The sequence below is a fragment of the Serpentinicella alkaliphila genome (genome assembly GCF_018141405.1).
Classification (GTDB): Bacteria; Bacillota; Clostridia; order Peptostreptococcales; family Natronincolaceae; genus Serpentinicella; species Serpentinicella alkaliphila.
Map to the genome: position 1 here is coordinate 2188703 of NZ_CP058648.1, position 25244 is coordinate 2213946.

General features: G+C 32.2%; 25 protein-coding genes and 2 pseudogenes. 24 read left to right on the forward strand and 3 right to left on the reverse strand.

Going from position 1 to position 25244, the window contains the following annotated elements; all coding sequences use genetic code 11:
* Positions 1-102: 102 nt before the first annotated feature.
* Together HZR23_RS11190 and HZR23_RS11195 are read right to left on the reverse strand one after the other, a co-directional pair.
* Complete coding sequence (locus tag HZR23_RS11190) at positions 103-774, reverse strand: SdpI family protein (RefSeq protein WP_132848818.1); 672 nt, start codon at positions 772-774, stop codon at positions 103-105.
* Positions 758-1042, reverse strand: coding sequence for an autorepressor SdpR family transcription factor (locus HZR23_RS11195; RefSeq protein ID WP_132848819.1), 285 nt, complete (start codon positions 1040-1042; stop codon positions 758-760). The genes HZR23_RS11190 and HZR23_RS11195 overlap by 17 nt, the downstream gene beginning before the upstream one ends.
* A gap of 219 nt (positions 1043-1261) precedes the next feature.
* On the opposite strand from HZR23_RS11195, the gene HZR23_RS11200 reads away from it, so the two are divergent.
* The 10 genes from HZR23_RS11200 to HZR23_RS11245 all read left to right on the forward strand — a co-directional run bounded on the left by HZR23_RS11200 (position 1262) and on the right by HZR23_RS11245 (position 11322).
* Positions 1262-2629: an alpha/beta fold hydrolase gene (locus tag HZR23_RS11200; RefSeq protein WP_132848820.1), complete on the forward strand. Its 1368-nt coding sequence runs from the start codon at positions 1262-1264 to the stop codon at positions 2627-2629.
* 226 nt (positions 2630-2855) lie between these two features.
* Positions 2856-3437 carry a TetR/AcrR family transcriptional regulator gene (locus tag HZR23_RS11205; RefSeq protein ID WP_132848821.1) on the forward strand — a complete coding sequence of 194 codons (582 nt, stop codon included), beginning with the start codon at positions 2856-2858 and terminating at the stop codon, positions 3435-3437.
* On the forward strand, positions 3438-4538 hold the full coding sequence (locus tag HZR23_RS11210; protein ID WP_132848822.1) for a serine hydrolase domain-containing protein: 1101 nt from the start codon (positions 3438-3440) through the stop codon (positions 4536-4538).
* 220 nt (positions 4539-4758) lie between these two features.
* A complete protein-coding gene (locus HZR23_RS11215) occupies positions 4759-5391 on the forward strand; it encodes a hypothetical protein (protein ID WP_132848823.1) in 633 nt (210 codons plus the stop codon).
* Between the two features lie 440 nt (positions 5392-5831).
* Positions 5832-6455 (forward strand): hypothetical protein, encoded by a 624-nt coding sequence (locus HZR23_RS11220; RefSeq protein ID WP_132848824.1) that lies wholly within the window; start codon positions 5832-5834, stop codon positions 6453-6455.
* Positions 6456-6475: 20 nt separating this feature from the next.
* Entirely contained in the window at positions 6476-6709 is a 234-nt protein-coding gene (locus tag HZR23_RS11225) for a hypothetical protein (protein WP_132848825.1), read from the forward strand.
* A 422-nt stretch (positions 6710-7131) separates the two neighbouring features.
* Complete coding sequence (locus HZR23_RS11230; protein ID WP_213050246.1) at positions 7132-8433, forward strand: sensor histidine kinase; 1302 nt, start codon at positions 7132-7134, stop codon at positions 8431-8433.
* Positions 8411-9106, forward strand: a complete 696-nt coding sequence (locus HZR23_RS11235; protein ID WP_132848827.1) for a response regulator transcription factor — start codon at positions 8411-8413, stop codon at positions 9104-9106. The genes HZR23_RS11230 and HZR23_RS11235 overlap by 23 nt, the downstream gene beginning before the upstream one ends.
* Before the next feature lie 308 nt (positions 9107-9414).
* On the forward strand, positions 9415-9999 hold the full coding sequence (locus HZR23_RS11240) for a zinc dependent phospholipase C family protein (protein WP_132848828.1): 585 nt from the start codon (positions 9415-9417) through the stop codon (positions 9997-9999).
* Between the two features lie 171 nt (positions 10000-10170).
* Positions 10171-11322, forward strand: a complete 1152-nt coding sequence (locus HZR23_RS11245) for an MGDG synthase family glycosyltransferase (protein ID WP_132848829.1) — start codon at positions 10171-10173, stop codon at positions 11320-11322.
* 60 nt (positions 11323-11382) lie between these two features.
* Here HZR23_RS11245 and HZR23_RS11250 read toward each other — a convergent pair whose 3' ends face one another.
* The gene (locus HZR23_RS11250; RefSeq protein WP_165913705.1) at positions 11383-12642 is read right to left on the reverse strand and encodes a nucleotidyltransferase; all 1260 of its coding nucleotides are present in this window, start codon (positions 12640-12642) and stop codon (positions 11383-11385) included.
* Between the two features lie 268 nt (positions 12643-12910).
* Between HZR23_RS11250 and HZR23_RS11255 the strand changes: the two are divergent.
* The 14 genes and pseudogenes from HZR23_RS11255 to rnc form a co-directional block, all read left to right on the forward strand.
* Positions 12911-13036, forward strand: a pseudogene (locus HZR23_RS11255) (acetate kinase); the annotation flags it as partial.
* Positions 13037-13171: 135 nt separating this feature from the next.
* Positions 13172-14882, forward strand: a pseudogene (locus HZR23_RS18205) (IS1634 family transposase).
* A gap of 319 nt (positions 14883-15201) precedes the next feature.
* A complete protein-coding gene (locus HZR23_RS11265) occupies positions 15202-16392 on the forward strand; it encodes an acetate/propionate family kinase (protein ID WP_132847561.1) in 1191 nt (396 codons plus the stop codon).
* 184 nt (positions 16393-16576) lie between these two features.
* Positions 16577-17107, forward strand: a complete 531-nt coding sequence (locus tag HZR23_RS11270) for a YceD family protein (protein ID WP_132847562.1) — start codon at positions 16577-16579, stop codon at positions 17105-17107.
* A gap of 13 nt (positions 17108-17120) precedes the next feature.
* The gene (gene rpmF, locus HZR23_RS11275) at positions 17121-17303 is read left to right on the forward strand and encodes a 50S ribosomal protein L32 (protein WP_132847563.1); all 183 of its coding nucleotides are present in this window, start codon (positions 17121-17123) and stop codon (positions 17301-17303) included.
* 155 nt (positions 17304-17458) lie between these two features.
* Positions 17459-18031 carry a transcription factor FapR gene (gene fapR / locus HZR23_RS11280; protein ID WP_132847564.1) on the forward strand — a complete coding sequence of 191 codons (573 nt, stop codon included), beginning with the start codon at positions 17459-17461 and terminating at the stop codon, positions 18029-18031.
* Positions 18032-18043: 12 nt separating this feature from the next.
* Positions 18044-19051, forward strand: coding sequence for a phosphate acyltransferase PlsX (gene plsX, locus HZR23_RS11285; protein ID WP_132847565.1), 1008 nt, complete (start codon positions 18044-18046; stop codon positions 19049-19051).
* The gene (locus tag HZR23_RS11290) at positions 19041-20042 is read left to right on the forward strand and encodes a beta-ketoacyl-ACP synthase III (RefSeq protein ID WP_132847566.1); all 1002 of its coding nucleotides are present in this window, start codon (positions 19041-19043) and stop codon (positions 20040-20042) included. Before plsX ends, HZR23_RS11290 begins: the two co-directional genes overlap by 11 nt.
* 33 nt (positions 20043-20075) lie before the next feature.
* Positions 20076-21017 (forward strand): enoyl-[acyl-carrier-protein] reductase FabK, encoded by a 942-nt coding sequence (fabK, locus tag HZR23_RS11295; protein WP_132847567.1) that lies wholly within the window; start codon positions 20076-20078, stop codon positions 21015-21017.
* Between the two features lie 13 nt (positions 21018-21030).
* A complete protein-coding gene (gene fabD / locus HZR23_RS11300; RefSeq protein ID WP_132847568.1) occupies positions 21031-21975 on the forward strand; it encodes an ACP S-malonyltransferase in 945 nt (314 codons plus the stop codon).
* A gap of 21 nt (positions 21976-21996) precedes the next feature.
* Positions 21997-22746: a 3-oxoacyl-[acyl-carrier-protein] reductase gene (fabG, locus tag HZR23_RS11305; protein ID WP_132847569.1), complete on the forward strand. Its 750-nt coding sequence runs from the start codon at positions 21997-21999 to the stop codon at positions 22744-22746.
* Between the two features lie 76 nt (positions 22747-22822).
* Positions 22823-23056, forward strand: a complete 234-nt coding sequence (acpP, locus tag HZR23_RS11310) for an acyl carrier protein (RefSeq protein ID WP_132847570.1) — start codon at positions 22823-22825, stop codon at positions 23054-23056.
* Positions 23057-23106: 50 nt separating this feature from the next.
* A complete protein-coding gene (gene fabF / locus HZR23_RS11315) occupies positions 23107-24342 on the forward strand; it encodes a beta-ketoacyl-ACP synthase II (RefSeq protein WP_132847571.1) in 1236 nt (411 codons plus the stop codon).
* A gap of 165 nt (positions 24343-24507) precedes the next feature.
* Positions 24508-25218: a ribonuclease III gene (rnc, locus tag HZR23_RS11320; protein ID WP_330571372.1), complete on the forward strand. Its 711-nt coding sequence runs from the start codon at positions 24508-24510 to the stop codon at positions 25216-25218.
* Positions 25219-25244: the final 26 nt, after the last annotated feature.

The window sequence follows — 25244 nt, forward strand, 5'->3', positions numbered from 1 at the left end:
TATGAAAAAACTATAATTATGTTTATTTAAGGGTATTTAATATAATTAGGTAAATTAAAAAGGGGTGCATTATAAATACCCCTAATTATCCCATGATAGTAATTATTTATTTTTCTTATTAACTTTGTCATAAATGATCTTAGAGTATATTGCAGAAATGATGAGGGGTGCGATTAAAAAGAAAGAGTAAAGTCGTATTAGAAAAACTTCGCTTTTGGGATTTGAAATAAGTAAACTTACTATTATGCTAAAGAAACCAAAGACTATTATAATCTTAGCAGCAAATCTATGGGTTAGAAACCATACTTCTTCATTTGATAAGGTCCATTTAGTTCTTATACCTAAAATCAAGTTTTGTTTAGATTTAGGTAAATAGTTTCCGATTAACATTAGTAGTAGGCTACAGAAGATCATTATAACTTTTGTAAATACAATTTCTGACGATAGAACATTCCTAACTTCATATACTAATAAGTAGATCCTGTATATTAGCATAATATTATATATATTTATAAATATAAGCAAAGCTAGAGTAGAAATATAAAATGCTTTATAATTTCGGTTATCACTTTTACTAATAACGATATACATAAAAAAAGCAAATATAAGAGCAAATATTGGTAAAGTCAATAATTCGTATTTGCTTGCGTAAGCTTCTGTACCAATGTTAATTATTTTCGGTATAGTATGTGGTAATATAGGCAGCGTTAATGCGCTTAAAAGAAATGGTGAAATTCCTAAGGCTATTAGTATCAATTTATTCTTTTTCTTCATTCTTATTCCCCCCACTAAATTGAGCTATCCATAGCATTAAATCCTCAAAAACCGATGTGTTTAGTTCGTAATAAATAAAATTCTTATGCTTAGATTCAATGATTAGATCTGCCTTTTTTAATAGTGAGAGATGATAGGAAATTGTAGCCTTGGTCATATTAAAATGAGAGGCAATCTCTCCAGCAGACATTTTATTTTTACGTAATAGAAATAATATATCTCTCCTAGCCTGATCAGAAAGGGCTTTAAAGGTTTCTTGAAATATCAAATTATACACCTACTTATATTATGTAGTTTATTATTATTCTATCGTTAAGTTACTACTATAACAATATCTATTTAGAAATTTATCTAAATAGATATTGTTATATAATTATAACGGGGATATAATAATAGTGACAAAGGTGGATTGGTTCTAATAGAAATATATTTAAAATTATCTCTATTAGTGATCTATTAAATTCAAAAATAGAGGGGATATTGTAAAATGAAAAAACTGAAACTGATACTTGTATTAATAGTAGCTTTATCACTAGTTTTAGGGCTAGTTGGTTGTGGTACTAAAAAGACAACGGAAGTCGAACCGATTGAAGGTGAAGTAACAGATTTAGCAGAAGGGTTTGTAGATTATATTGTAGCAGAAGATTTTGAATCTGCAGTTGCAATGTTTGACGATAATATGAAAAAAGCAATGTCAGTATCTAAATTTGAACAAACATGGAGTCAATTACAAAAGCAAGTAGGTGGTTTTGAACGTAAAATAAGTAATAGGGTTGAAAAAATAAAGGAGTATGATGTAGTTTTTGTCACGTGTAAATTTGAACAAGATAACATTGATATAAAAGTAGTTTTTAATAAAGATAAAAGAATAGCCGGGCTTTTCTTTGAACCTGCTAAAGATGTTGATGTTACTGAATATAGTCCACCAATATATTCACAGCCTAAAAACTTTACAGAAAGTGAAATCACTATAGGGAATGATGAATGGGCATTACCAGGGACATTAACTATTCCAAATGGTGAAGGACCTTTTCCTGCGCTAGTATTAATACATGGTTCAGGACCAAGTGATAGAGACTCAACTATAGGCCCCAATAAGCCTCTTAAGGATTTAGCATGGGGTCTTGCAAATCAGGGTATTGCGGTTTTAAGATATGATAAAAGGACCCTAGTGTATGGACAGAAACTTGCTAGCTTACAAAATTCAATTACAGTTAATGAAGAAACAATTATTGATGCAAATAGAGGAGTAGAGCTACTGCTTGAAAATCAAAAAATAGATAATTCTAAAATACATGTCCTAGGACATAGTTTAGGAGGTACTTTAGCACCTAGAATTGCAGTGGAGAATGATAATGTAGCAAGCATTGTGATTTTGGGTGGTGCTGTTAGCCCATTAGAAGAACTTATTTTGACGCAAATAAAATATATTTCATCATTAGATGGTACTTTATCTGCGGAAGAAGAGTCTCACATAAAACTTATCGAAAGTCATGTTGCTAATATTAAATCTCTGGTACCTTCATCTACAACTCCAGCTACAGAGCTACTTGGTGTACCAGCATCCTATTGGTTAGATTTAAAGGATTACAATCCTGCTCAAATGGCTAAAAATCTTTCAATACCAATTCTAATCTTACATGGTGCAAGAGACTATCAAGTTAATATGGATGAATTGAATATGTGGAAAAATACTTTAGAAGGAAGAAATAATGTAGAGTTTAAGTTATACAGTAACTTAAATCACTTATTCATAGCTGGTGAGGGCCAAAGTAACCCAGCTGAATATGAGATTCCAGGAAATGTTGATGAGCAGGTTATAAAAGATATAAGTAGATGGATCAAGGATAATTAACACAATAATTAAAAAACAGATTAAAAAATATTAAAATGTTAAAACAGATATTTGTATACTTAAAAATACAACTATCTGTTTTATTTTTTTTGTAAAATGTTAGGCAATTCTATTGAATAGTAAAAAATAACGGTATAGAATAGAATACATAACGAGTGATATATATCAAAAGATATATAAAAGCATGAAAAAAGCAAGAAAAAAAGATAAAGATGGAGGGAGTATTATGGCGCCTAAAAAGAAATTTGCTAAGGAGACAATTACTGAAGCTGCATTTGAAATCGCAAAAACTGAGGGATTAGAGGGGATTACAATTAGAAAAGTAGCTGAAAAACTAGGGAGCTCTATAGCTCCTATCTATGTTAATTTTAAGGATGTAGATGAACTTATACGTGAAGTAGTAAAATGGATTTTTAGATTAACTGAAGAAATGCTTATAGAAGTAAGTTCAGGTAGACCTTTTTATGATATTGGTGTTGCAAGTTTAAAATTTGCAAAGGAATACAAAGTTTTATTTAGAGACCTAATAATGAGGAATAATGAATACTTAAAAGATTATGACGATCACACTGGGCAATTCCTTATTAACGAAATGAAAAAAGATCCAATGCTCGATGGCTTTAATGATAAGGAACTAAAGGAGATTCTATTTAAAATGAGGGTGTATCAAACAGGATTGTCAGTTATGGTAGCCAATGGGCTTTTACCCGTTGAATATAGTGAAGAAAAATTAATTAAGAGCTTAGAAAGTACGGCTAGAGATGTAATTACTTCTATGAGATATTTTAAGGTAAAGGGGAGTGAATAAATGTTTAGAGATGAGGCTTCGAGACATATGGAGGAGCTTTTTAGAAATAAAGTAAAGAAGGACAATAAAATATATAATGCATATATGCTAATACATTCTGAGAAGTATAATATTCATCTCAATATGGCAGAAGGCGTGACGGAACAAATACAATCTAATCCTATGCAACAATTTCATATTGCAAGTATTGGTAAACTGTTTGTATCAGTATTAACTGGAATTCTTTTTGAACAGGAAAAAATATCATATGAGGATCGAATAAAAGATTACTTTAATAACGATTTATTAAATGATTTACATGTATATAAAGGGAAAGATTATACTGGCGAAATTAAAATAAAACATATTCTAAACCATACATCTGGACTTCCAGATTATTTTGAAGATAAGCCCAAATATGGAAAGTCTATGTTAGAAATGATATTTGAGGAACCCTATAGGAGATGGAAGCCTGAGGATATAATTATATGGTCTAAAGCTAACCTTAAATCTCATTTTCCACCTGGTAGGGGTTTTCACTATAGTGATACTGGTTATCACATTCTAGGATTGATAATTGAGAGGATTTTAGGATGTCCATTAAATAAGGCTTTGGAAGAATATATATTTAGACCTTTACACATGGACTTTACATATTTAGATACATATGAACAATCCACAAAAAATACTGGTTTTCCAGTAGCAGATGTATATTTTAATGATATCAATGTGAAGGGGTTTAACATTTTAAAAGATGATTATGCTGGTGGAGGCGTAATATCTACAACAGAGGACATGCTTAAATTTATGGAGGCCATATCAAAACATGTAATTATAAAAAAAGAAACATTTGAAAGAATGAAGGATTGGGCAGGATTTTTCAATTTTTTCTTTTTAGGTATAGATTATGGTTATGGATTAATGCAATTTAAAGAAATACCAATTCTGCAACCAAAGAAATATAATATATGGGGTAATGCTGGTTCTATTGGATCATTTATGTTTTATCAACCGGAGTTGGATACCTACTTTATAGGGAGTTTAAACCAATTTAGGTATCATTCGAAAGGTATAAGAACTATTTTTAAAATGATAGACATTTTAACAAAATTAGAAAAATGATATAGGAATTTAGACTTTAATATGATTAAGGATATTAAGTATAGTTCAAGTTAACATATATATTAATCTTTAAATTAAATACAAATAATGGAATAATTTTTAATTACGTAAATATAATTTAGGGATTGTACACAAATATAAATAGTAATCCTAATAGTCCATATAATAAATTATCCTGTACTATATATATTTAAAGTTTAAATATATGGAGGGAAGTTCAGTGAAAAATGATAGATTTATTGTTTTTTTGGTTATAGCTCTTGTGTCTATTGCATCTCTAGTAGGGGTATCCTATCTATCAGATGATGGAATAGAGGAAGAACTAGTAAGCAATATTAAAACTATTGGAGATTATATACTATATAGTAAACCAGATCAGGCTTTAATAATGGAAATAGGCGACGTAAAGATAACTAGGGAGCAATTAAAACTATCTAAGTCCATTGCTAAAGATAAAAGCGATATAGCGGCATATGAAAGTCTTATTAGATCAACTGTTAAGGGTTTAGTAGCACAGGATGAGGGAATAGAACTTACCCGTGAGGAAGTATTTAAGTACATAGAACAATTGCAGAAGAATTATAATGAGAATCCAAATTCAAAAGAAGTGTTAAATCAGTATTTTGAGTCTATGAACTTAAAAGAAGGGGAGTTTTGGATATTAAATGAAACCTATAAAGTATATTACGATTTTCTTTTAGACAGCAAACTTAGAAGGAGTTTGGGAGAAAAAATAGTGCAAGCCAAAGGAAATCAATACAATTATGAAGAATTACGTCAATTGGTAGATGAGGAATTGAACAGACTTATTGACTTGAAACTAAGTACTGTTAATATTAAATACTATAAGTAAGACCAAAGGTATAAAAATTTCAGATTCTGTTTAGAATGAAAATTTATAAAAATAAAAATTAACAAAATCTAGGAGGAGGCAGTTGAAAATCAACTACCTCCTCCTAATTATTTGGAGTACTTTATTACTTGGTTTTAAAATTGTAAAGTCTCAAATAAGACTTTCATACTTTAGAGTGCACATTAATGCTAAACAGGAAACTCTCACTACACTAAGATAAAGCTTCTCCCTAGTATAAATATGCCGTAACCGAAGACATTTGTATTGATATATATGGAATGATATAATTGTAATATAATGTAAAATACTTAACATTTTTAGGAATCTGATTAAAACAGAATTATAAGTAATTTCAAAGATTAAGATTATTATATAACTAATACAGAATTTACAATATGACGCCAAGGAGATGACAAATAAAGGTTAAAAGGGGTGATTGTTTGAAAAGAGTGGTAATAGTTATGCTCATATGTACCACAGTTTTGTTAGTTGGATGTAATGATCATCTTGAGGTAATAGATACAAGTAAATACAAAGAAGTAGAGCTAGTTGGTGTTAATAATACAGAAGATATTTCTTTTTTACTAGATGAAGACCAATATTTTGATAAGCTTATTTATACCTATTATCCAATGCCAAATTTATCAAAATATGAATTTTATAAAGTCGAAGATGTTCTATATGCAGACTATTATTTTTTAGAAAACTCTAAAAGAGATGAAATACAAAATAGTAGTAACATGTTTATGGATGTTTTTTTAATCAATAAATTAAGACCCTTAGGATTAACACCGCCTAAAGAACTAGTAGAAATGAATTTACTTTTGAGTCAGGTTAATTACAGGGTATTTATAGGGGATAGAAATATTATATTAAATAATATTGATATTGCTGATGGTTCAATAGAAAGCAATTATTTCGAGGACAGTAGAGTAAAGCTACCATCTAGAGATATAATGACTGAAGCGATGCAGGAATTTAAGAAAAAGATAGAAAGAAAATTTTGGTGGAGTATCAAAGATGTTTCTTTCCAAAAAGTTTTAATGGGCATGTGTTGTTTGTGAAGTTTCAAAGTAGAACAAAGATGAAAGAAGATGCTATCAATTATATAAAAGAAGAAATAGAACTTAATTTAGCTAATGCGCTTGCAAAGTCTTCAGAAGAAATCTATGAATCAAATCAAGATTATTTGGGAATTCTTGTAGAATTTTACAGAGGAGATAACAATTATTATCAAGAAACTTACTGCAATGGAAAAGAAAAGTACTGGTTTAACGAATATTGGGGAAATCATGATTTCTTTACACATAGTCATTAGTCATATTATCTATTTAAGACGTGATTAAATAATAGAAATAAGGTTAGCTAGTTATAGCGGTTATGTTACTTCCTTCTTCAACAATGGACTTTGGGGAGAAAGTACTTATAGTCCTGAGTAAGGGAGGATTATTAGCTAATCAGAGTAAATTTGTATGTATTGCTGATTAAAAATTGTTTAAAAATTATTTAACATTTTAAGGTTTATAGTTTAAATGTAGGAGATAGAATGTACAATAGGTAATGAATTAGGATAACGGGCTAACTGTAAATAGTATTAGTTATGTGTAAAAGAACTCAAACTATCTATAGGGATATGCCAAAAGTCAGTAGATATCCTTATATTATAACTAATAATTTAATTGCTGAATTGAGGTGTAGAATTTGACAATAAAACAACGTCTGTTCTTGTCCCATGTCATAATGACTATTATATTACTGAGTGCAATTATTATAGTGGACAATTGGAGAGGAGAAGCTGATCTTGAGAAAATAACCGAATATATTAAGCAATCGGAAATCACTTCAGAAGATAAGTATCTTTCCTTAGCTATTTATGAAGGAGATAAGGAAGTATACACTTTTGGCGACTTCTCGGAAAATACAATGATTATAGCAGCTAATGAATCGGGCAAAAAGTTTTTTACTATGGATAACTTTGCAATATATTCCGTAGAATTCGGAAACTATAGAGTTTATCTAATGAACCGCGCCCATAAATATGGAGAAAACGATAAGATCAAAGGTTCTGGTAATTCGTTTGCTTTTGACATTGTAATAATCATCGGAATTGTTATTCTTGCAAATCAATTATTGAACAGAATGGTGTTTAAGAGCATTATTATTCCTCTGGATATGTTAGTGGATGGAGTGCACGAGATTCGGGATGGCAATCTGGGATGCCGCATCAGGTATAATGGAAAGGATGAATTTGCAGGAATCTGCATGGACTTTAATAACATGGCACAGAAAATACAAGAACTGATGGAGGCTAAACGGAAAGATGATGAAAATCGAAGGGAGTTGATTGCAGGAATATCCCATGATTTACGTACCCCTTTAACGTCGATCAAAGCATATGTAGAAGGGTTGCAAAAGGGAGTGGCTACCACATCACATTTACAAAAAGAATACCTAGAAACCATCGCGAATAAAGCTGATGATTTGGAGCATATAGTTAAGCAGCTATTTTTGTTTTCTAAATTGGATATTGGGGACTTTCCTTTAGTATTAAAAAATATAGACATTGGCAAGGAATTAAAACAGTATAAGAAAAGTGTTATGGTTGAATATGAAAAAAGAGGATTACAGGTACATCTTCAAGATGCTCAGGAGGGTATAACTGTAAGAGTCGATCCCATCCAACTGCGTAACGTATTTACTAATATACTAGAAAATACTCTGAAGTATGGTCTTCAGGAACATGGCTGTATCAAAATCAATTGCATGGCCGCTGTAGAGGACGTAAGTATAATATTTGAGGACAATGGGCCTGGTGTACAGGATGATAAGCTTGACAAGCTATTTAACGCGTTTTACCGGACTAACAGAGCTAGGAGTAATCCTGGTCAGGGTAGTGGCTTAGGCCTTGCTATCTCACGCAAGATAATAGAGAGGTTCAGTGGCTCTATTTATGCTGAGAATGTGTATGGTGGTGGACTGAAAATCGTAATTGTACTCCCAATAGTAGCAGGAGGTTCTAATGAAGAAAATATTGATTATTGAAGATGATTATGCTATCGCAAAGATTGAACGTGATTTCCTTATGATTAATGGTTATGAAGCAATTATTATTGAGGATGGAGAGCGTGGGTTACAAGAGGCTCTTAAAGGTAAATATGATCTGATAATACTGGATTTGATGCTCCCGGGAAAAGATGGTTTAGAAATTTGCAAGCAAATTCGCAATGTACTAGATATTCCGATTTTGATGGTTACTGCTAAAATTGAAAATGTGGACAAGATTATGGGGCTAGGTCTAGGTGCTGACGATTATATCGCCAAGCCCTTTTCCCCAACGGAACTGGTGGCACGAGTTAAGGCAAATCTCGCACAGTATGAACGGATAAGTACAAAGGTTACTCAATTACCAAAAACTGAAGAAATAGTATATGGTAATTTATATATGAATACGCAGGCAAGACGAGTTTATTTAAATGGAAAGGAAATTGACTTCAAGAATAAAGAATACGAATTGTTGTATTTTCTTATGTCTAATCCCGAAAATGTATTCAGTCGGGAGGTATTATATGAACGAATATGGGGAATGGATGCTTTAGGTGATAGTCGAACTGTCTCGGTACATATTAACCGGTTGAGAGAAAAAATAGAACTTGATCCAACTAATCCTGAACGTATACAAACCGTATGGGGGGCGGGATATCGATTTAAACCCTAAGGATAGTAAACTTAATTAAATAATAGAGAAAACCTCTGCTTTGATTTTAAAGTAGAGGTTTTTCTATGTCCTTTTGTAGTGAAGTACTCTAACTTAAGTTTCATGTAACGGTGTTTAACAATTGTTGTAATTTTGTTTAACAATTATTTAACATTTTAAAGATGGCAGTTTAAGAATATTTTGTAGATTAATATAGACGTAGTGATATCCGTACATGTATTGCACATAAGAGAATCATACCTTAATCGTAGTACTTTAATTTTTTCAATATTTCTGATTTCTAATAAACTAATATTTAGGAGGTAGCTGTGTTAACATTAAACCATTTAGATCTTGCGAAATTTATTCTTCGGATTTCTACACATTCTAACTTAAGGCGGTATAGAGTACTTTTTACTTTAGGATGTATCTGGCCGGATATTAATCTATTAACGTATATTGTCGGCCATAATTCTAACAAACGTCTTACTGACGTAGAAAAGCACATGGAAAAGTTAATGAAGTTAAAGTACCTTTCTCCAGTTAATGCATTCCGTTTTGGTGTGGCCTTACATTATGTAGCTGATTGCTTCACGATGGCACATAACCCGTTAATTTTTAAAGGTAATATTATGGAGCATCTTGATTACGAAAAAAAACTGTTTTCTCAAATACGGAAACGATTTAATATGTCTGTTGAAAACTTATCTCAATTAAAACAAGAGGAAGAGTTTGTATCAATAACACAGATGCATAAAAATTATTTAAAAAATGATATGTCATGTAGCAATGATGCTAATTATATAATTTATGCCTGTATCCGAATCACAGATATTTTAAACTCCCAGTGGGCTAGAAAAAAACTGTCGTACTGTTCAAATGCCTTTAGAAGAGGCTTGTACTTGCAAAACTGAGGATATCAGTTATAGACTTTCGTTAAACACAATAATAGTGATAAATAGAACTATACTAGGTACCTATAATTAAGTGCCGTTATGTATAAATATAACTTGGAAAGTAAAATAAAACTACTGAGTTAAAAAGAATACATTGGGTATTTTAAAAGATAGAGAGGCGAGGATATTATGGGTAAGAGAATTGTGATTTTTACAGCATCTATTGGTAGCGGTCACGATCAAGCAGCAGAAAACATAAAAAGAGTATTATTAGCTCGTGGGCCAGGGGTTGAAGTAGAGGTATTAGATTTTATGAATATATTACATCCTACTATAAGTCAGTTTATAGTATCTACTTATTTAAAAGTAATAGATATGTTTCCTAGTGTCTATCATTATATATATCATATTACAGAAAAAATAAGGTCCCAGGGCAAGGTTAATGATTTAATAACATATAGATATCTTAAAAAAATAACGAGATTATTGTCAACTCAGTATACAAATTTGATTGTATTTACTAACCCATTTCCTTCAGTTATGCTTTCTTCCTTAAAGAAACGAGGTTTGTTAAATATACCAACTGCTACTATTATAACTGATTATGCGGCACATTCCGTTTGGTTAGATGACACTATAGATATGTACTTTGTAGGATGTGAGGAACTTAGACAGGATTTAATAAATAGGGGCGTAAGAAGCAACAGAATTATAGTGTCAGGTATACCTATTCATGAGAAATTTCATTTACCAGTTGATAAAGTTGCTGTAGCAAAGAAAATTGGGGTAAATACTAATCTACCGACAATTCTTATAATGGGTGGTGGCCTTGGACTTGGCCCGATTAAAGAGGCATTAAATAGAGTAGATGAGATCAATAACCCAATACAAATACTTGTTGTAACCGGAAATAATGAGCAATTGAAATCTGAACTAGAGATTAGGCAATATAGTGATAAACATAGGGTTAAAATTTTTGGTTTCTGTAATAACATACATGAGCTTATGGAGGTTTCACATTTGCTTATATCGAAATCTGGAGGGCTTACGATAACTGAAGCTATAAGTAAGGGACTTCCAATAATAGTAGCAGACCCCATTCCTGGACAAGAGGTTGTGAATGCACAGTATTTTTCTAGTCTCGGGGCAGCAAAACTTATCAAAAACCTAGATGAATTAAGGGATTGTATAGTTGAATTGTTATTTGTTAATCCAGATAAACTAATGGATATGGTTAAGAACTCCTTTAATGCAGCAAAGCCAAATGCATCAGAAAATATTGTTAATAGGCTTTTGGTTTGTTTAAAAGAGCTTTATGATAATGATGTGGCCTCTATTTAAAATAGAGGCCCTGATTTTAATTTTAAGTTTAAGTACTATTTTAATTAAATTTTATAAAATTTAGTTAATGTATTTAGGATTAATTAAATAATCCAACTGTTGATTCCTTAACTTCTTATTTTTCATAAAAAGACTATATATATTAGTTGCCCGTATATCAAGTTTAAGAAGTTCTTCCTGCATAAGGGTCTCGGGTTTAAAGAGACTTACTTTGTTAATTAAAGGGATGTTAGATTGCTTATTGCACAGGCGGAGTATATCTCTCCCTTTGTTGTTAAATGCTAGTATTCTAGCATAGGGAGGTGGTTTTTGTCCGTATTTCTCAACCATATCCTTTGTTAAATTCAATAAAATATGCATACAAATTCGTTGAATTCTTGTGGTTGTATATCGTTTGCTCTTTACGGAACTATATAATTCTTCTAGGGACTCAGTTTGAAGGCTACTGGTGTGAAGTTTATTCTCTAATCCCTCAGTCACGTCAAAAAATCTTTTTAGATTAGTAGGGTCTTCTCTTCTAAGTATAGTCATAATAGATTGACTCATATCCATTGTTGAAATTGGACCTATTTGTTCTTTGAATAGATCATGTAGCATTCGAAAAGATGCATCAGGCATTACACTTTCAATCTTATCTAAAGAGTTATATTTATTTATATGCTCTCTAATTGCTGTAGCACTTGCTATAGATTCTTCAAGAGATAGGGAATGATACCCTGCTTTAATCCTAGTAATAGTATAAGGAGTAATAGGACTATTACGCTTAATTAGAGCCTTCAAATATTCTATTGCTAAAATATTATTTGGACTTTTAATTATTTGCTCTAGTTCAAAAATCTCTTCTTTATTAAGGGTTTTGCTTGTCTTTAAATACTCTATGATTGATAAGGATCTAGCTACAGGAAATGACATTCCTTCGCTTAAAAAGTATTTTATTTTTTCGTTATATTCTTTAGATGAATTGACTATAATATGAGCAATATCATTTAAAAGTTTCAGATTGCCACTTTCGCTACCAAAGCATATGTAATTAACTGCATTGAGTTCGTTTAATAGACTAACGGAGCCGAGGGCAAATAGCTCAGCTGTTGAGCATGCAAATATAGTTGGCAGCTCAATGACTAAATCTACTCCACATCGAACAGCCATCTCTGCTCTAGCCCATTTGTGAATTAAGGCTGGTTCGCCTCTTTGTAAAAAATTTCCGCTCATAACAGCAATCGTATGTGTGGCACCAGTTATTTCTTTTGATTGATTTAAGTGATATAAATGGCCATTATGAAAAGGATTATATTCAGTAACCAAACCTAATATCTTCATAGTGTTTACCTCGTATATATATTGTGTATACTAATTAGTATAATATAATGTATATTTTAATTAAATAAAGAGAAATTATCAACATAATAGTAACTTTTTTGCTTAAACGAATATTAAATAAAATAATTATGACAAAATTCGCATAAATATGCTATAATACTTGAAAAGTTATTTGAAATTTATTATTATTGTAATGTTAGTTTTTCTATTTTGAGACAAAATATTGTCAAATAAATAAATATCTAAATTTCTTAGGAGGTTTTATTGAATGAAAGTTTTAGTATTAAACTGTGGAAGTTCTTCATTAAAGTATCAATTAATTAACATGGAGAACGAAGAAGTACAAGCAATTGGTATTGTTGAAAGAATTGGTATAGGTGATTCTTTTGTAAAGCGGGTCTTTGACAGTTGAATAATAAAAAAAATCGCTAAAGCTTTGAAAAGGCTTTATTTTTTTGTAAATTTTCTCAAATATTCCTTTCGTATTTTATCGTATTGTGTTATAATATAGATAACTGGGGGTGTTATTATGAGATTATCACTTTCTAAATCTAAAAATGCTACTTCACTTTATGTGATAAAGGATATAATTGAAAAAAATAAGCGTACTACTAAAATTGTTGAAAAACTAGGTACATATGATGAGCTTCTTAACAAATTAAACGGGGAAGACCCTATTGAATGGGCTAAGAAATATATCGATGAACTTAATAAAAAAGAAAAAGAAGAAAATAGTACAATCATGGTTCAATACTCGCCTACAAAACTTATTGGTAAAGATAAGCAACAGTCTTTTAATGGAGGCTATCTATTTCTTCAAAAGATTTATCATGATCTAGGAATTCACAAAATCTGTAAAGAGATTTCCAATCGCCATAAATTCACTTTTAATCTTGACTCCATACTATCTAGACTTTTATATGGTAGGATTATCTTTCCTGGTTCTAAGCTTTCCACCTATAACCTATCTACTAGATTTTTAGAAAAACCTGATTTTGATATTCAACATATTTATAGAGCACTTGAAGTTATTTCTAAGGAAACTGATTATATTCAATCGGAGCTTTATAATAATAGTTATAAACTTTCTAAGCGTAATTCAGGAATTCTTTATTATGACTGTACGAATTACTTCTTTGAGATTGAGCAAGAGCAAGGCTTAAAACAGTATGGGTATTCAAAGGAACACAAACCTAATCCTATCGTACAAATGGGTCTTTTTATGGATGGGGATGGTATTCCACTAGCATTTAGCATTACTAAAGGTAATACTAATGAACAGCTCACTTTAAAGCCTTTAGAACAGAAGATACTTAATGATTTCAAACTCTCAAAGTTTGTCGTATGCACAGATGCTGGACTAGCGTCAAATGACAATAGGAAATTTAATGATCAAGGTGGACGTGCTTTTATAACCACTCAGTCAATCAAAAACTTAAAAACATCTTAAAGAATGGGCACTTTCTAGCGAAGGATGGAGTTTAAGTGGTAGTAGTAAGGTTTTCGATATCTCTGATATTGAAGAAGACAATTTTGCAGATATTACTTTTTATAAAGAGCGATGGATTAAAGAAAATGGTTTGGAACAAAAGCTAATTGTAACTTATTCAATTAAATATAGAGACTATCAAAAAAATTCGAAATAAACAAATTGAGCGTCTTTGTTAAGGTAATAGAAAACAATCCATCAAAACTCAACAAGTGTAATCAGAACGATTACAAAAGATTTATAGGAAAAACAAGCGTTACATCAGATGGTGAGGTGGCAGAAAAGGACCTCTATCGACTGGATTCAGATATTATATCAAAAGAAGAGGCATATGATGGTTTTTATCTTTGTATGCACAAATTTAGAAGATGAAGCTTCTGAAATTATTAAAGTTAATCATAAACGTTGGGAGATTGAAGAATGCTTTAGAATTATGAAAAGTGAATTTAAGGCAAGACCAGTGTACTTAACAAGAGATGATCGTATAGAAGCACACTTTACAACTTGTTTCTTGGCAATGGTGCTTTATAGATATCTTGAAAAACACTTAGATAACAAGTTCACCTGTACTGAAATCATACGAGAGTTAAGGGGTATGAATTTTTATGAAATCCTTGGCGATGGCTATATTCCAACTTACACACGCACAGATTTTACAGATGCACTTCATGAGGCTTTTGGCTTCAGAACGGATTATCAAATAATAAAAAACACACATATGAAAAATATTTTTAAAGATACGAAAAGATAAAAAAATTACGCACTTTTTGGACAAATATATAAAGCTTGTAACCTACTATTTATAACAGGTTACAAGCTTTTTTTCTTTATTAACTGTCAAAGATGGGAATGTATATTTTAATTAAATAAAGAGAAATTATCAACATAATAGTAACTTTTTTGCTTAAACGAATATTAAATAAAATAATTATGACAAAATTCGCATAAATATGCTATAATACTTGAAAAGTTATTTGAAATTTATTATTATTGTAATGTTAGTTTTTCTATTTTGAGACAAAATATTGTCAAATAAATAAATATCTAAATTTCTTAGGAGGTTTTATTGAATGAAAGTTTTAGTATTAAACTGTGGAAGTTCTTCATTAAAGTATCAATTAATTAACATGGAGAACGAAGAAGTACAAGCAATTGGTATTGTTGAAAGAATTGGTATAGGTGATTCTTTTGTAAAGCATGAAGCTGTAGGAAAAGCTAAAGTAATTATTGAAGAAGAAATGGCTAACCATAAAAAAGCTATCAAACTTGTATTAGAAGCTTTAGTGCACCCAGAGCATGGAGCTATCGCATCAATGAACGAAATCAGTGCAGTAGGACATAGGGTAGTTCATGGTGGAGAGAAATTTACTGAGTCTGTAATTATCACTAAAGAAGTTAAAGATGCTTTAGAAGCATGTTCAGAATTAGCGCCATTACATAACCCTCCAAACTTAATGGGTATTAACGCTTGTGAAGAAATACTACCTAACGTACCGATGGTTGCTGTATTTGATACTGCCTTCCATCAAACTATGCCAGCGTCTTCATACATTTATGCATTACCATATGAGTACTATGAAAAGCATGGTATTAGAAGATATGGGTTCCATGGAACATCACATAAATATGTTTCTGACAGAGCAGCTTCAATTTTAGGAAAACCTCTATCTGAGTTAAAATTAGTTTCTTGTCACTTAGGTAATGGAGCGAGTGTTACTGCTATTAACGGTGGAAAATCTGTAGATACAACAATGGGCTTTACACCACTTGAAGGTCTAGTTATGGGAACACGTTGTGGAGATATTGATCCAGCTATCGTAACATTCATTATGGAAAAAGAAAAAATGAACATAGATCAACTTAATAATCTAGTAAACAAACAATCAGGAGTATTAGGTATTTCAGGAGTAAGCAGTGACTTTAGAGATATCGAAGGGGCTGCTGATGAAGGAAATGAAAGAGCTCAATTAGCTTTAGATGTATACTATCAAAAAGTTAAAAAATATATTGGAGCTTTTGCAGCTGAAATGGGTGGAATTGATGCAGTTCTATTTACAGCTGGATTAGGAGAAAACTCTGCTGCAGCACGTAAAGAAATTTGTAGTGGTTTAGAATTCTTAGGAATTAAAATTGATGATGAGAAAAACAATGTAAGAGGCAAAGAGACAGTTGTTACAACTGATGACTCAACAGTAAAAGTATTATTAATACCAACTAATGAAGAATTAACAATTGCTAGAGAAACAGTAGCTTTAATATAAGAAAAAATTGAAAGGTAGGGAGAAAAACCTACCTTTCAATAATTAAAATTAGGTATCAAGATAAAATACTTGACAAAGTGGCCAAACGTTTGTATAATCAGTTTTGTTGGTAATTATAATAATAAAAAATATTGATACATTATACTTGTGAAATTATATAGTACACTATAGAGGTGAACAAACTTTGAAGTACAATTTAAATGATATAAAGTATGAATCTAATGGAAAAAAAGATTTAGATTTTATAGTGGATATCGACACAATAAGTTATTATGGTGATGAATTAAAATTTTTAACACCAATTTATGTAACTGGTGCAATTTATAGTCTTGAAAACAATATTTTTTTAACATGTAATATTAAAACTACAATGGATACAACTTGTAGTCGTTGTTTACAACACTTTACTTATGAATACAACACAAGTATAAATACTGAATTAGTACAAGAGAAAGATGTTAATGATGATGATTCTGATGACGATATTTTAATATATAAAGAGGATGTCATTGACTTAAGTAGAATAATAGAGGAAAATATTATTACAAACATACCAATGAAACTTTTGTGTAGTGAAGAGTGTAAAGGTTTGTGCCCAAAGTGTGGAAAAGACTTAAATACACATAATTGCAATTGTAAACCTGATGAAAATGAGGAAGAAGAAAAGCTGGATCCTAGGCTTTTAAAGTTAAAGCAATTACTGGATCAAGATTAAGGAGGTGTTAATAATGGCAGTACCAAAGCGTAAAACAGGCAAGTCAAAGAGAGATATGAGAAGAGCTGCAAATTCAAAATATGAGGCACCGGGATATGTTAAATGTCCACAATGTCATGAGCCAAAAATGCCACATAGAGTTTGTCCAGAATGCGGATTCTACAAAAACAAAGAAGTTATTAGCGTAGATAAATAGTTAAACCAAATAGCGATGAGAAATCATTGCTATTTTAATTTTTTTGGGGATACTGCATAGAAGGTATATTTATGCTTGACGATTATTTTTAAGTAATATATACTAATTATTAGGATTAGGTGCTAAATATAAGTACTAATACTGAGGTGATTAGATTGAAAAATCAGGCAAATAAGCTTAATAAGATCGGTAGACAAGGAAAACTATTAGAGTACATAAAAGACGATCCCTTCTTAACAGATGAGGATCTTTGTAAAAGTTTTGGAGTAAGTATACAGACTATAAGACTGGATAGACTTGAATTAGGAATACCTGAGCTTAGGGAACGAATTAAAAATGTTGCTGAAAAAAACTATTCTAAAGTACGAAGTATAATAGACACGGAAATAATCGGTGAATTAATCGATTTGAAACTTGGCGAAAGTGGAATTTCTATATTAGAAACAACGAAAGAAATGGCCTTTAGCAAGACTAAAATTGTAAAGGGACATCATATATTTTCACAGGCTGAATCACTAGCCATGGCTGTTGTAGATACAGAGGTTGCTTTAACCGGAGTATCTAATATTAAGTATTTAAGCCCTGTTAACGCTGGGGACAAAATGATCGCAAAGGCAGAAGTAGTACGGGTAAGAGAGAATGACCATTTTGTACACGTTAAAATAACTGTTAACCAAGTCCAGGTTTTTAGAGGCAAATTTATTTTAGTTGCCTTAGACAGTAAATAAGGGGGGGATAGCATGAAAATAGTATTAGATGGCATGGGCGGAGATCATGGCCCACAAGTAACAGTTTTAGGCGCTGTCAATGCAGTTAAAGAGTATGATGTTAATGTTATAATAACTGGAGATAAAGAAAGAATTGAAAAAGAACTAAGCAAATACGATTATCCTAAGGATAAAATTGAAATAATACATTGTGATGAAGAAATAACAAACGAAGACAAACCAGTACAGGCTATTAGACGTAAGAAAAACTCATCGATGGTAGTAGGAATTAATCTGGTAAAAGAAAAGAAGGCAGATGCGGTTATTTCTGCTGGAAATACAGGTGCACTATTAGCAGGTGGTTTATTATTACTAGGAAGAATAGAAGGAATTGATAGACCTGCTTTAGCTCCAGTGTATCCAACTTTAAAGGGAATTTCAGTATTGATTGATGGTGGAGCTAATGCTGATAGTAAACCTAGGAATTTTTTAGAGTTTGGTATAATGGGAAGTATTTACGCTACTAAAGTTTTAAAAATAAATAAACCAAAGGTTTGCATAGCAAATATTGGAATTGAAGAGACTAAAGGAAATGATGTAAGTAAGGAAGCGTATCAATTGTTTAAAACAGCACCCTTTAATTTTACTGGTAACGTAGAGGCTAGGGATATACCTGCCGGCCATGCAGACGTGATTGTTTGTGACGGTTTTACAGGAAATGTAATATTAAAGCTTACGGAAGGTGTTGCTGGGGCAATTTTAAGTTCTCTTAAAGTTGAATTTACAAGGACTTTTTTTACTAAAATAGGTGCACTGATTCTAAAGCCTGGTTTAGTAAATTTTAAAAAGACATTTGATTATACTGAATATGGTGGTGCCCCATTTCTTGGTGTAAATGGCGCTTTAATTAAAGCCCATGGCAGTTCAGATGCTAAGGCTATAAAAAATGCCATTAGACAAGCAAAATTATTTGTTGAAAATGGAGTATTAGAAGATATTCTAAGAGAAATAAAGGTTTTAGGAGAGGATAATGTTGACTAATTTTATAGATGTAGGCATCGTAGGTACTGGTAGCTACTTACCTAAAAGGATAATGACAAACAAAGACATGGAACAAATCGTTGAAACATCAGATGAGTGGATTAGAACAAGAACAGGTATTGAGGAAAGAAGAGTACTTGAAGATGAGTTGGCCACATCTGATATGGCCACCGAGGCCGCTAGAATTGCTCTTGAAGATGCTAAATTATCTGCAGAAGATATAGACCTTATAATTGTTGGAACTTGCACTCCAGATATGCCTTTTCCTGCTACTGCATGTATTGTTCAGGCTAATCTTGGGGCTAAAAAGGCAGCTGCCTTTGATGTAGAGACTGCTTGCTCAGGATTTTTATATGCATTGACTATAGGGGAGCAATTTATTAAAACTGGATTCTACAAAAATGTTTTAGTTATAGGTGCAGAGACCCTTACTAGAATTCTAGATTGGAAGGATAGGAATACTTGTGTGATTTTTGGAGACGGTGCAGGAGCCGTTGTTCTTCAAGGGGTTGATAAGGGCTATGGTATTTTATCATCTCATTTAGGAGCTGATGGGGCAAATGGTGGATTTTTAACTCAGCCAGCAGGTGGAGCAAGAATGCCAGCAACTCTTGAAACTGTAGAGAATAGACTTCATACTATTCAAATGGATGGAAGTGAAGTATTTAAATTTGCAGTTAGAGCAATGGGTAAAGCATCAATGAAGGTACTAGAGGATAGTAATCTTTCATTAGAAGATATCGATTTATTGATTCCACATCAGGCTAATGTGAGAATAATTGATGCGGCAGCTAAAAGATTAAAACTAACTGATGACAAAGTATATGTAAATCTAAATAGAGTTGGAAATATGTCTGCGGCCTCCGTTCCGGTTGCCTTAGATGAAGCAAATAAAAAAGGACTTATAAAAAAAGGTGATATAGTTCTTTTAGTAGCCTTTGGTGGAGGCTTAACTTGGGGTTCTTCCATTATGAGATGGGCTAAGCAATAAGAAGTACAAAACTGTGGTTGATGGAGGGATAATATGTTTCATACAGAGCTTTGTGATATTTTAAATATTAAGTATCCAATAATACAAGGCGGGATGGCATGGGTTGCTACTGCGGAGCTTGCTGCTGCAGTTTCAAATGCTGGTGGTCTAGGAATTATTGCTGGGGGTAATGCACCAGCGGATATTTTAGAGCGAGAAATTAAAAAGGCGAAAAAGCTAACAAATAAGCCCTTTGGTGTTAATGTTATGCTATTATCACCATTTATTGAGGATGTAATGAAGGTTGTATATAAGGAAGAAGTGCCTGTTATTTCCACTGGTGCAGGGAACCCTGGTAAATATATGGGTGAACTGAAAAAACTAGGTACAAAAGTTTTACCAGTAGTTCCATCTATAGCTTTAGCTAAAAGAATGGAGTCCTTAGGAGCAGATGCTATAATTGTTGAAGGAACTGAGGCTGGCGGTCATATTGGCGAATTAACTACAATGGCTTTAGTCCCGCAAATAATTGATAGTGTTAGCATTCCTGTAATTGCTGCTGGTGGAATTGCTGATGGAAGAGGTTTCTTAGCTGCATTATCCTTAGGTGCTAAAGGAGTTCAAATAGGTACTAGATTTATATGCTCTAATGAGTGCGAAGTTCATGAAAACTACAAGTTAGCAATTATTAAGGCTAAGGATAGAGATGCTATAGTTACTGCTAGATCCACAGGGCATCCAGTCCGAGTGCTAAAAAATAAATTTAGTAAAGAACTTTTGAAATTGGAAAAAGAAGGCCATGATCCAGAGGCACTATATAGTTTGGGAACAGGTAAATTAAGACTAGCTGCTGTTGAAGGTGATATGGAAAATGGTTCTGTAATGATAGGTCAAATAGCTGGAATGGTAAAAAATATAAAATCCTGTGAAGAAATTATTAATGAAATACTTGAGGATGCTAAATCACAGCTAAGCTTAATGAAAGAATTGGTCTAAGGAGGAGTATACAATGACTAAACTAGCTTTTGTATTTCCAGGGCAAGGATCTCAATATGTTGGTATGGGAAAAGAGTTATTTGATAATTTTAATATAGTTAAGGATACCTTTGAAGAGGCAAGTGATAGCTTAGGTTTAGATATGAAAAAACTTTGCTTCGAAGGACCAGAAGATATTTTGGTTCAAACAGAGAATACTCAGCCTGCAATTCTAACGACAAGTGTAGCTTTTTTAAGAGTACTTCTGTCTGAAGGTGTAGATTGTAGTATTACTGCTGGACTGAGTCTTGGTGAATATGGGGCTTTAGTTAAATCTAAAGCTATAAAATTTACTGACGCAGTAAAGTTGGTGAAAAAAAGAGGTAAGTTTATGCAGGAGGCGGTTCCTTTAGGTATAGGAACTATGGCTGCAATTTTAGGACTTGAGAGAGAAGTATTAGTTAAATGCTTAGAGGAATCTAAGGAGTATGGCATAGTTGAGGCGGCGAACTTTAATAGCCCTGGACAAATAGTTATCTCCGGGGAAGTTAAGGCTGTAGAGGCGGCTATTAAAAAGATTTCCGAAGCTGGAGCTAAAAAGGCTGTTCTCTTACCTGTAAGTGCACCATTTCATTCAAGCCTATTAAAACCAGCAGGGGATAATTTAAAAATTGAACTAAATAATATAGAGATTTTTGATCCTTCGATTCCGGTTGTATCAAATGTTACTGCTAGTAAACTACTAGCTAAAGAGGAAATAGCTCCGGCTTTAGTAAAACAGGTGAGCAGCTCAGTTCTATGGCATGACTCAGTAAAACTAATGCTAGAAGAGGAAGTAAGTACATTTATTGAAGTTGGCCCTGGTAAAGCTTTATCCGCGTTCATTAAAAAAATTGCAAAAACAGAAGGTTATAAAGCAAACACATTAAATGTTGATGATTTAAATTCACTTAAATCCGTGCTAAATACTATTAAATAAATTTGATTAGGAGGGATATTATTGTTAGTTAAAGGGAAAAATGCATTAGTAACTGGCGCTTCAAGAGGTATAGGTAAAGAAATAGCCCTTACTCTTGCGAAAAATGGTGCTAATGTAATTGTTAATTATCCAATTGATTCCGAAGCTGAGGCTGCGAATGAAGTAGTAAAGGAAATTGAAAAATTAAATGTTAAGGCATTAGCTGTAAAAGCTGACGTTACTTCTGAATCCGAAGTAAAAGAAATGGTGGATGCAATAGATAAAAACTTTGATACTCTTGATATTCTAGTAAACAATGCAGGTATAACTAGAGATAATCTTCTTATAAGAATGAAGGAAGATGATTGGGATAGAGTTATTGATGTAAACCTAAAGGGTACATTTATATGTACTAAAGCTGTAGCGAGAAAAATGATGAAACAAAAATATGGGAAAATTGTAAATGTTTCATCAGTTGTAGGGGTTATGGGGAATGCTGGGCAGGCAAATTATTGCGCGTCTAAAGCAGGAGTTATTGGCCTTACAAAATCTGTTGCTAGAGAGCTTGCAAGCAAAGAAATTAATGTTAATGCCATAGCACCAGGGTTTATAGAAACAGAAATGACTGCTATACTTAGTGAGGATGTAAAAAATCAAATGCTTGCTAATATTCCACTTAAAAAGTATGGAAAGCCTGAGGATGTAGCTAATTTAGTTCTATTCTTAAGTAGTGATTTATCAAAATACATAACTGGCCAAGTAATTTTAGTTGATGGTGGTATGGGTATATAGTTATTTATATTGTTTTAGATTTAAACTGAACAATATTAAAATAAATAAAACTTAAATTTAAAGGAGGAAATATAAAATGGTATTTGAAAAAGTTGTAAAAATAGTTGGAGAGCAATTAGGACTTGAAGATTTAAGTGGTGTTACACCTCAAACTTCTTTAATGAGTGATTTAGAGGCTGACTCTTTAGATGCAGTTGAAATCATTATGGCGATTGAAGATGAGTTTGGTGTAGAGATTCCTGATGAAGACGCAGAAAGCTTCAAAAATATTGGAGATATCTGTAAATACGTAGAAAAAAACCTAGAGTAATTTTATAGTCCCGAATTTTTCGGGACTTTAAAAATAAAGGGAGGAAAAATATGAGTAAAAGAGTTGTAGTAACTGGATTAGGATGTGTTACTCCTATTGGTACAGGTAAAGATGCATTTTGGAACTCTCTTATATCAGGTGTATCTGGGGCTGATTACATTACTAAGTTTGATACAACAGATTATCCTACTAAAATAGCTGCAGAAGTAAAAAACTTTAATCCTGATGAGTTCATTGATAAAAAAGAAAGTAAAAGAATGGATAGATATACTCAATTTGCAGCAGCAGCAGCAAAAATGGCTATAGAAGATGCTAATTTAAATTTAAATGAAATAAATAATGATCAATTCGGGGTTGTACTTGGTTCTGGAATAGGTGGTATGGATACTCTAGAGGATCAAGGTACAAAGCATAGGGAAAAGGGAGTAAAGAGAGTTAGTCCTTTCTTTATACCTATGATGATTGCTAATATGGCTGCTGGTCACGTTTCTATGCTATATAATGCTAAAGGGCCAAATACTACAGTAGTTACTGCTTGCGCTTCTTCAACAAATGCCGTAGGTGAGGCTTTTAAAATTATTCAACGTGGTGATGCAGAGATAATGATAACAGGTGGAACCGAGGCTTCAATTACACCACTGGCAATGGCAGGTTTTTGTTCTATGAAAGCTATGTCGACTAATAACGATAATCCTAAAAAGGCTAGTCGTCCTTTTGATTTAAATAGAGATGGTTTCGTTATGGGAGAAGGGGCTGGTATATTAATTCTTGAGGATTTGGACCACGCAATAAAGCGTGGAGCAAAAATTTATGCAGAAATAGTAGGATATGGAATGAGTGCTGATGCATATCATATAACTGCTCCAGCACCAGACGGAGAAGGGGCTGCAAGATCTATGAATATGGCTTTAAGAGATGCTAAGATCACTTATGATCAAGTAGATTATATAAATGCCCATGGTACAAGTACTCCATATAACGATAGATTCGAAACAATGGCTATTAAAAATGTATTTAAAGAGCATGCAAAAGAACTTTGTGTAAGCTCGACTAAATCAATGACTGGACATTTGCTTGGTGGAGCAGGGGCTATTGAAGCGATTGCTTGTATTATGTCAATTCAAAACAATTTAGTGCCACCAACTATTAACTATGAGACACCTGATCCAGATTGTGATTTGGATTATGTACCGAATAAGGCGAGAGAAAGAGAAGTTAATGTTGCTCTATCAAATTCTTTAGGTTTCGGTGGGCATAATGCGACAATTATATTTAAAAACTACTAAAAATGTAAAAAATAATTATAGGATATATTCCCTATAATTATTTTTTGCATTTAGAGAGTGAACATAGTAAAATATAACTTGAAATTATTGGAGTGCTAATACAATTACACTTATGTGAATTATATATATCTGTAATTACTTATATAATGTTTGGAGTGAGAAGGATTGATTTTAGATAAGAATTTTAAAAAAGGTATGGAAGAAATACAAATAATATTAAACCACAGTTTCAGTTCTCTTGAAACTTTGCAGGAGTCCCTAATTCATAGCTCCTATGCTAACGAGACTAAAGGAAAAAGTATTCGATATAACGAAAGACTTGAGTTTCTAGGGGATTCTGTTTTAGGCTTAATTGTTAGCGACTATATATTTAAAAAGTATAAACATTTACCTGAGGGAGAATTAACAAAAGTCAGGGCTAATGTTGTTTGCGAACCTTCCTTAGCAAATATTGCAAAGAAAATAAACTTGGGAAAATATTTATTATTAGGAAGAGGAGAAGAAAACACCGGTGGGAGAAATCGTGATTCTATATTAGCTGATGCTTTTGAAGCCATTATCGGTGCTCTATACATTGATGGTGGAATCGAGGTTGCTAGAGGGTTCATTATTTCTAACCTAGCAGAAAGTATCGAACTTGCCAGTAAAGGAAGCTTATTTAGAGACTATAAGACCCATCTTCAAGAATTGATGCAAAGTAAATCTTCTGATAAAATAACATATAATGTTGTAAATACATATGGTCCAGATCATGATAAAACCTTTGATGTAGAAGTTGTTACTTCAGATAAAGTTATTGGTACAGGGAGAGGTAAAAGTAAAAAAGAGGCTGAGCAAAACGCAGCAAAACAAGCAATAGAAAGAGTAAATCTTTAGTATGACTCTTTAGGGGGAACTTTTCG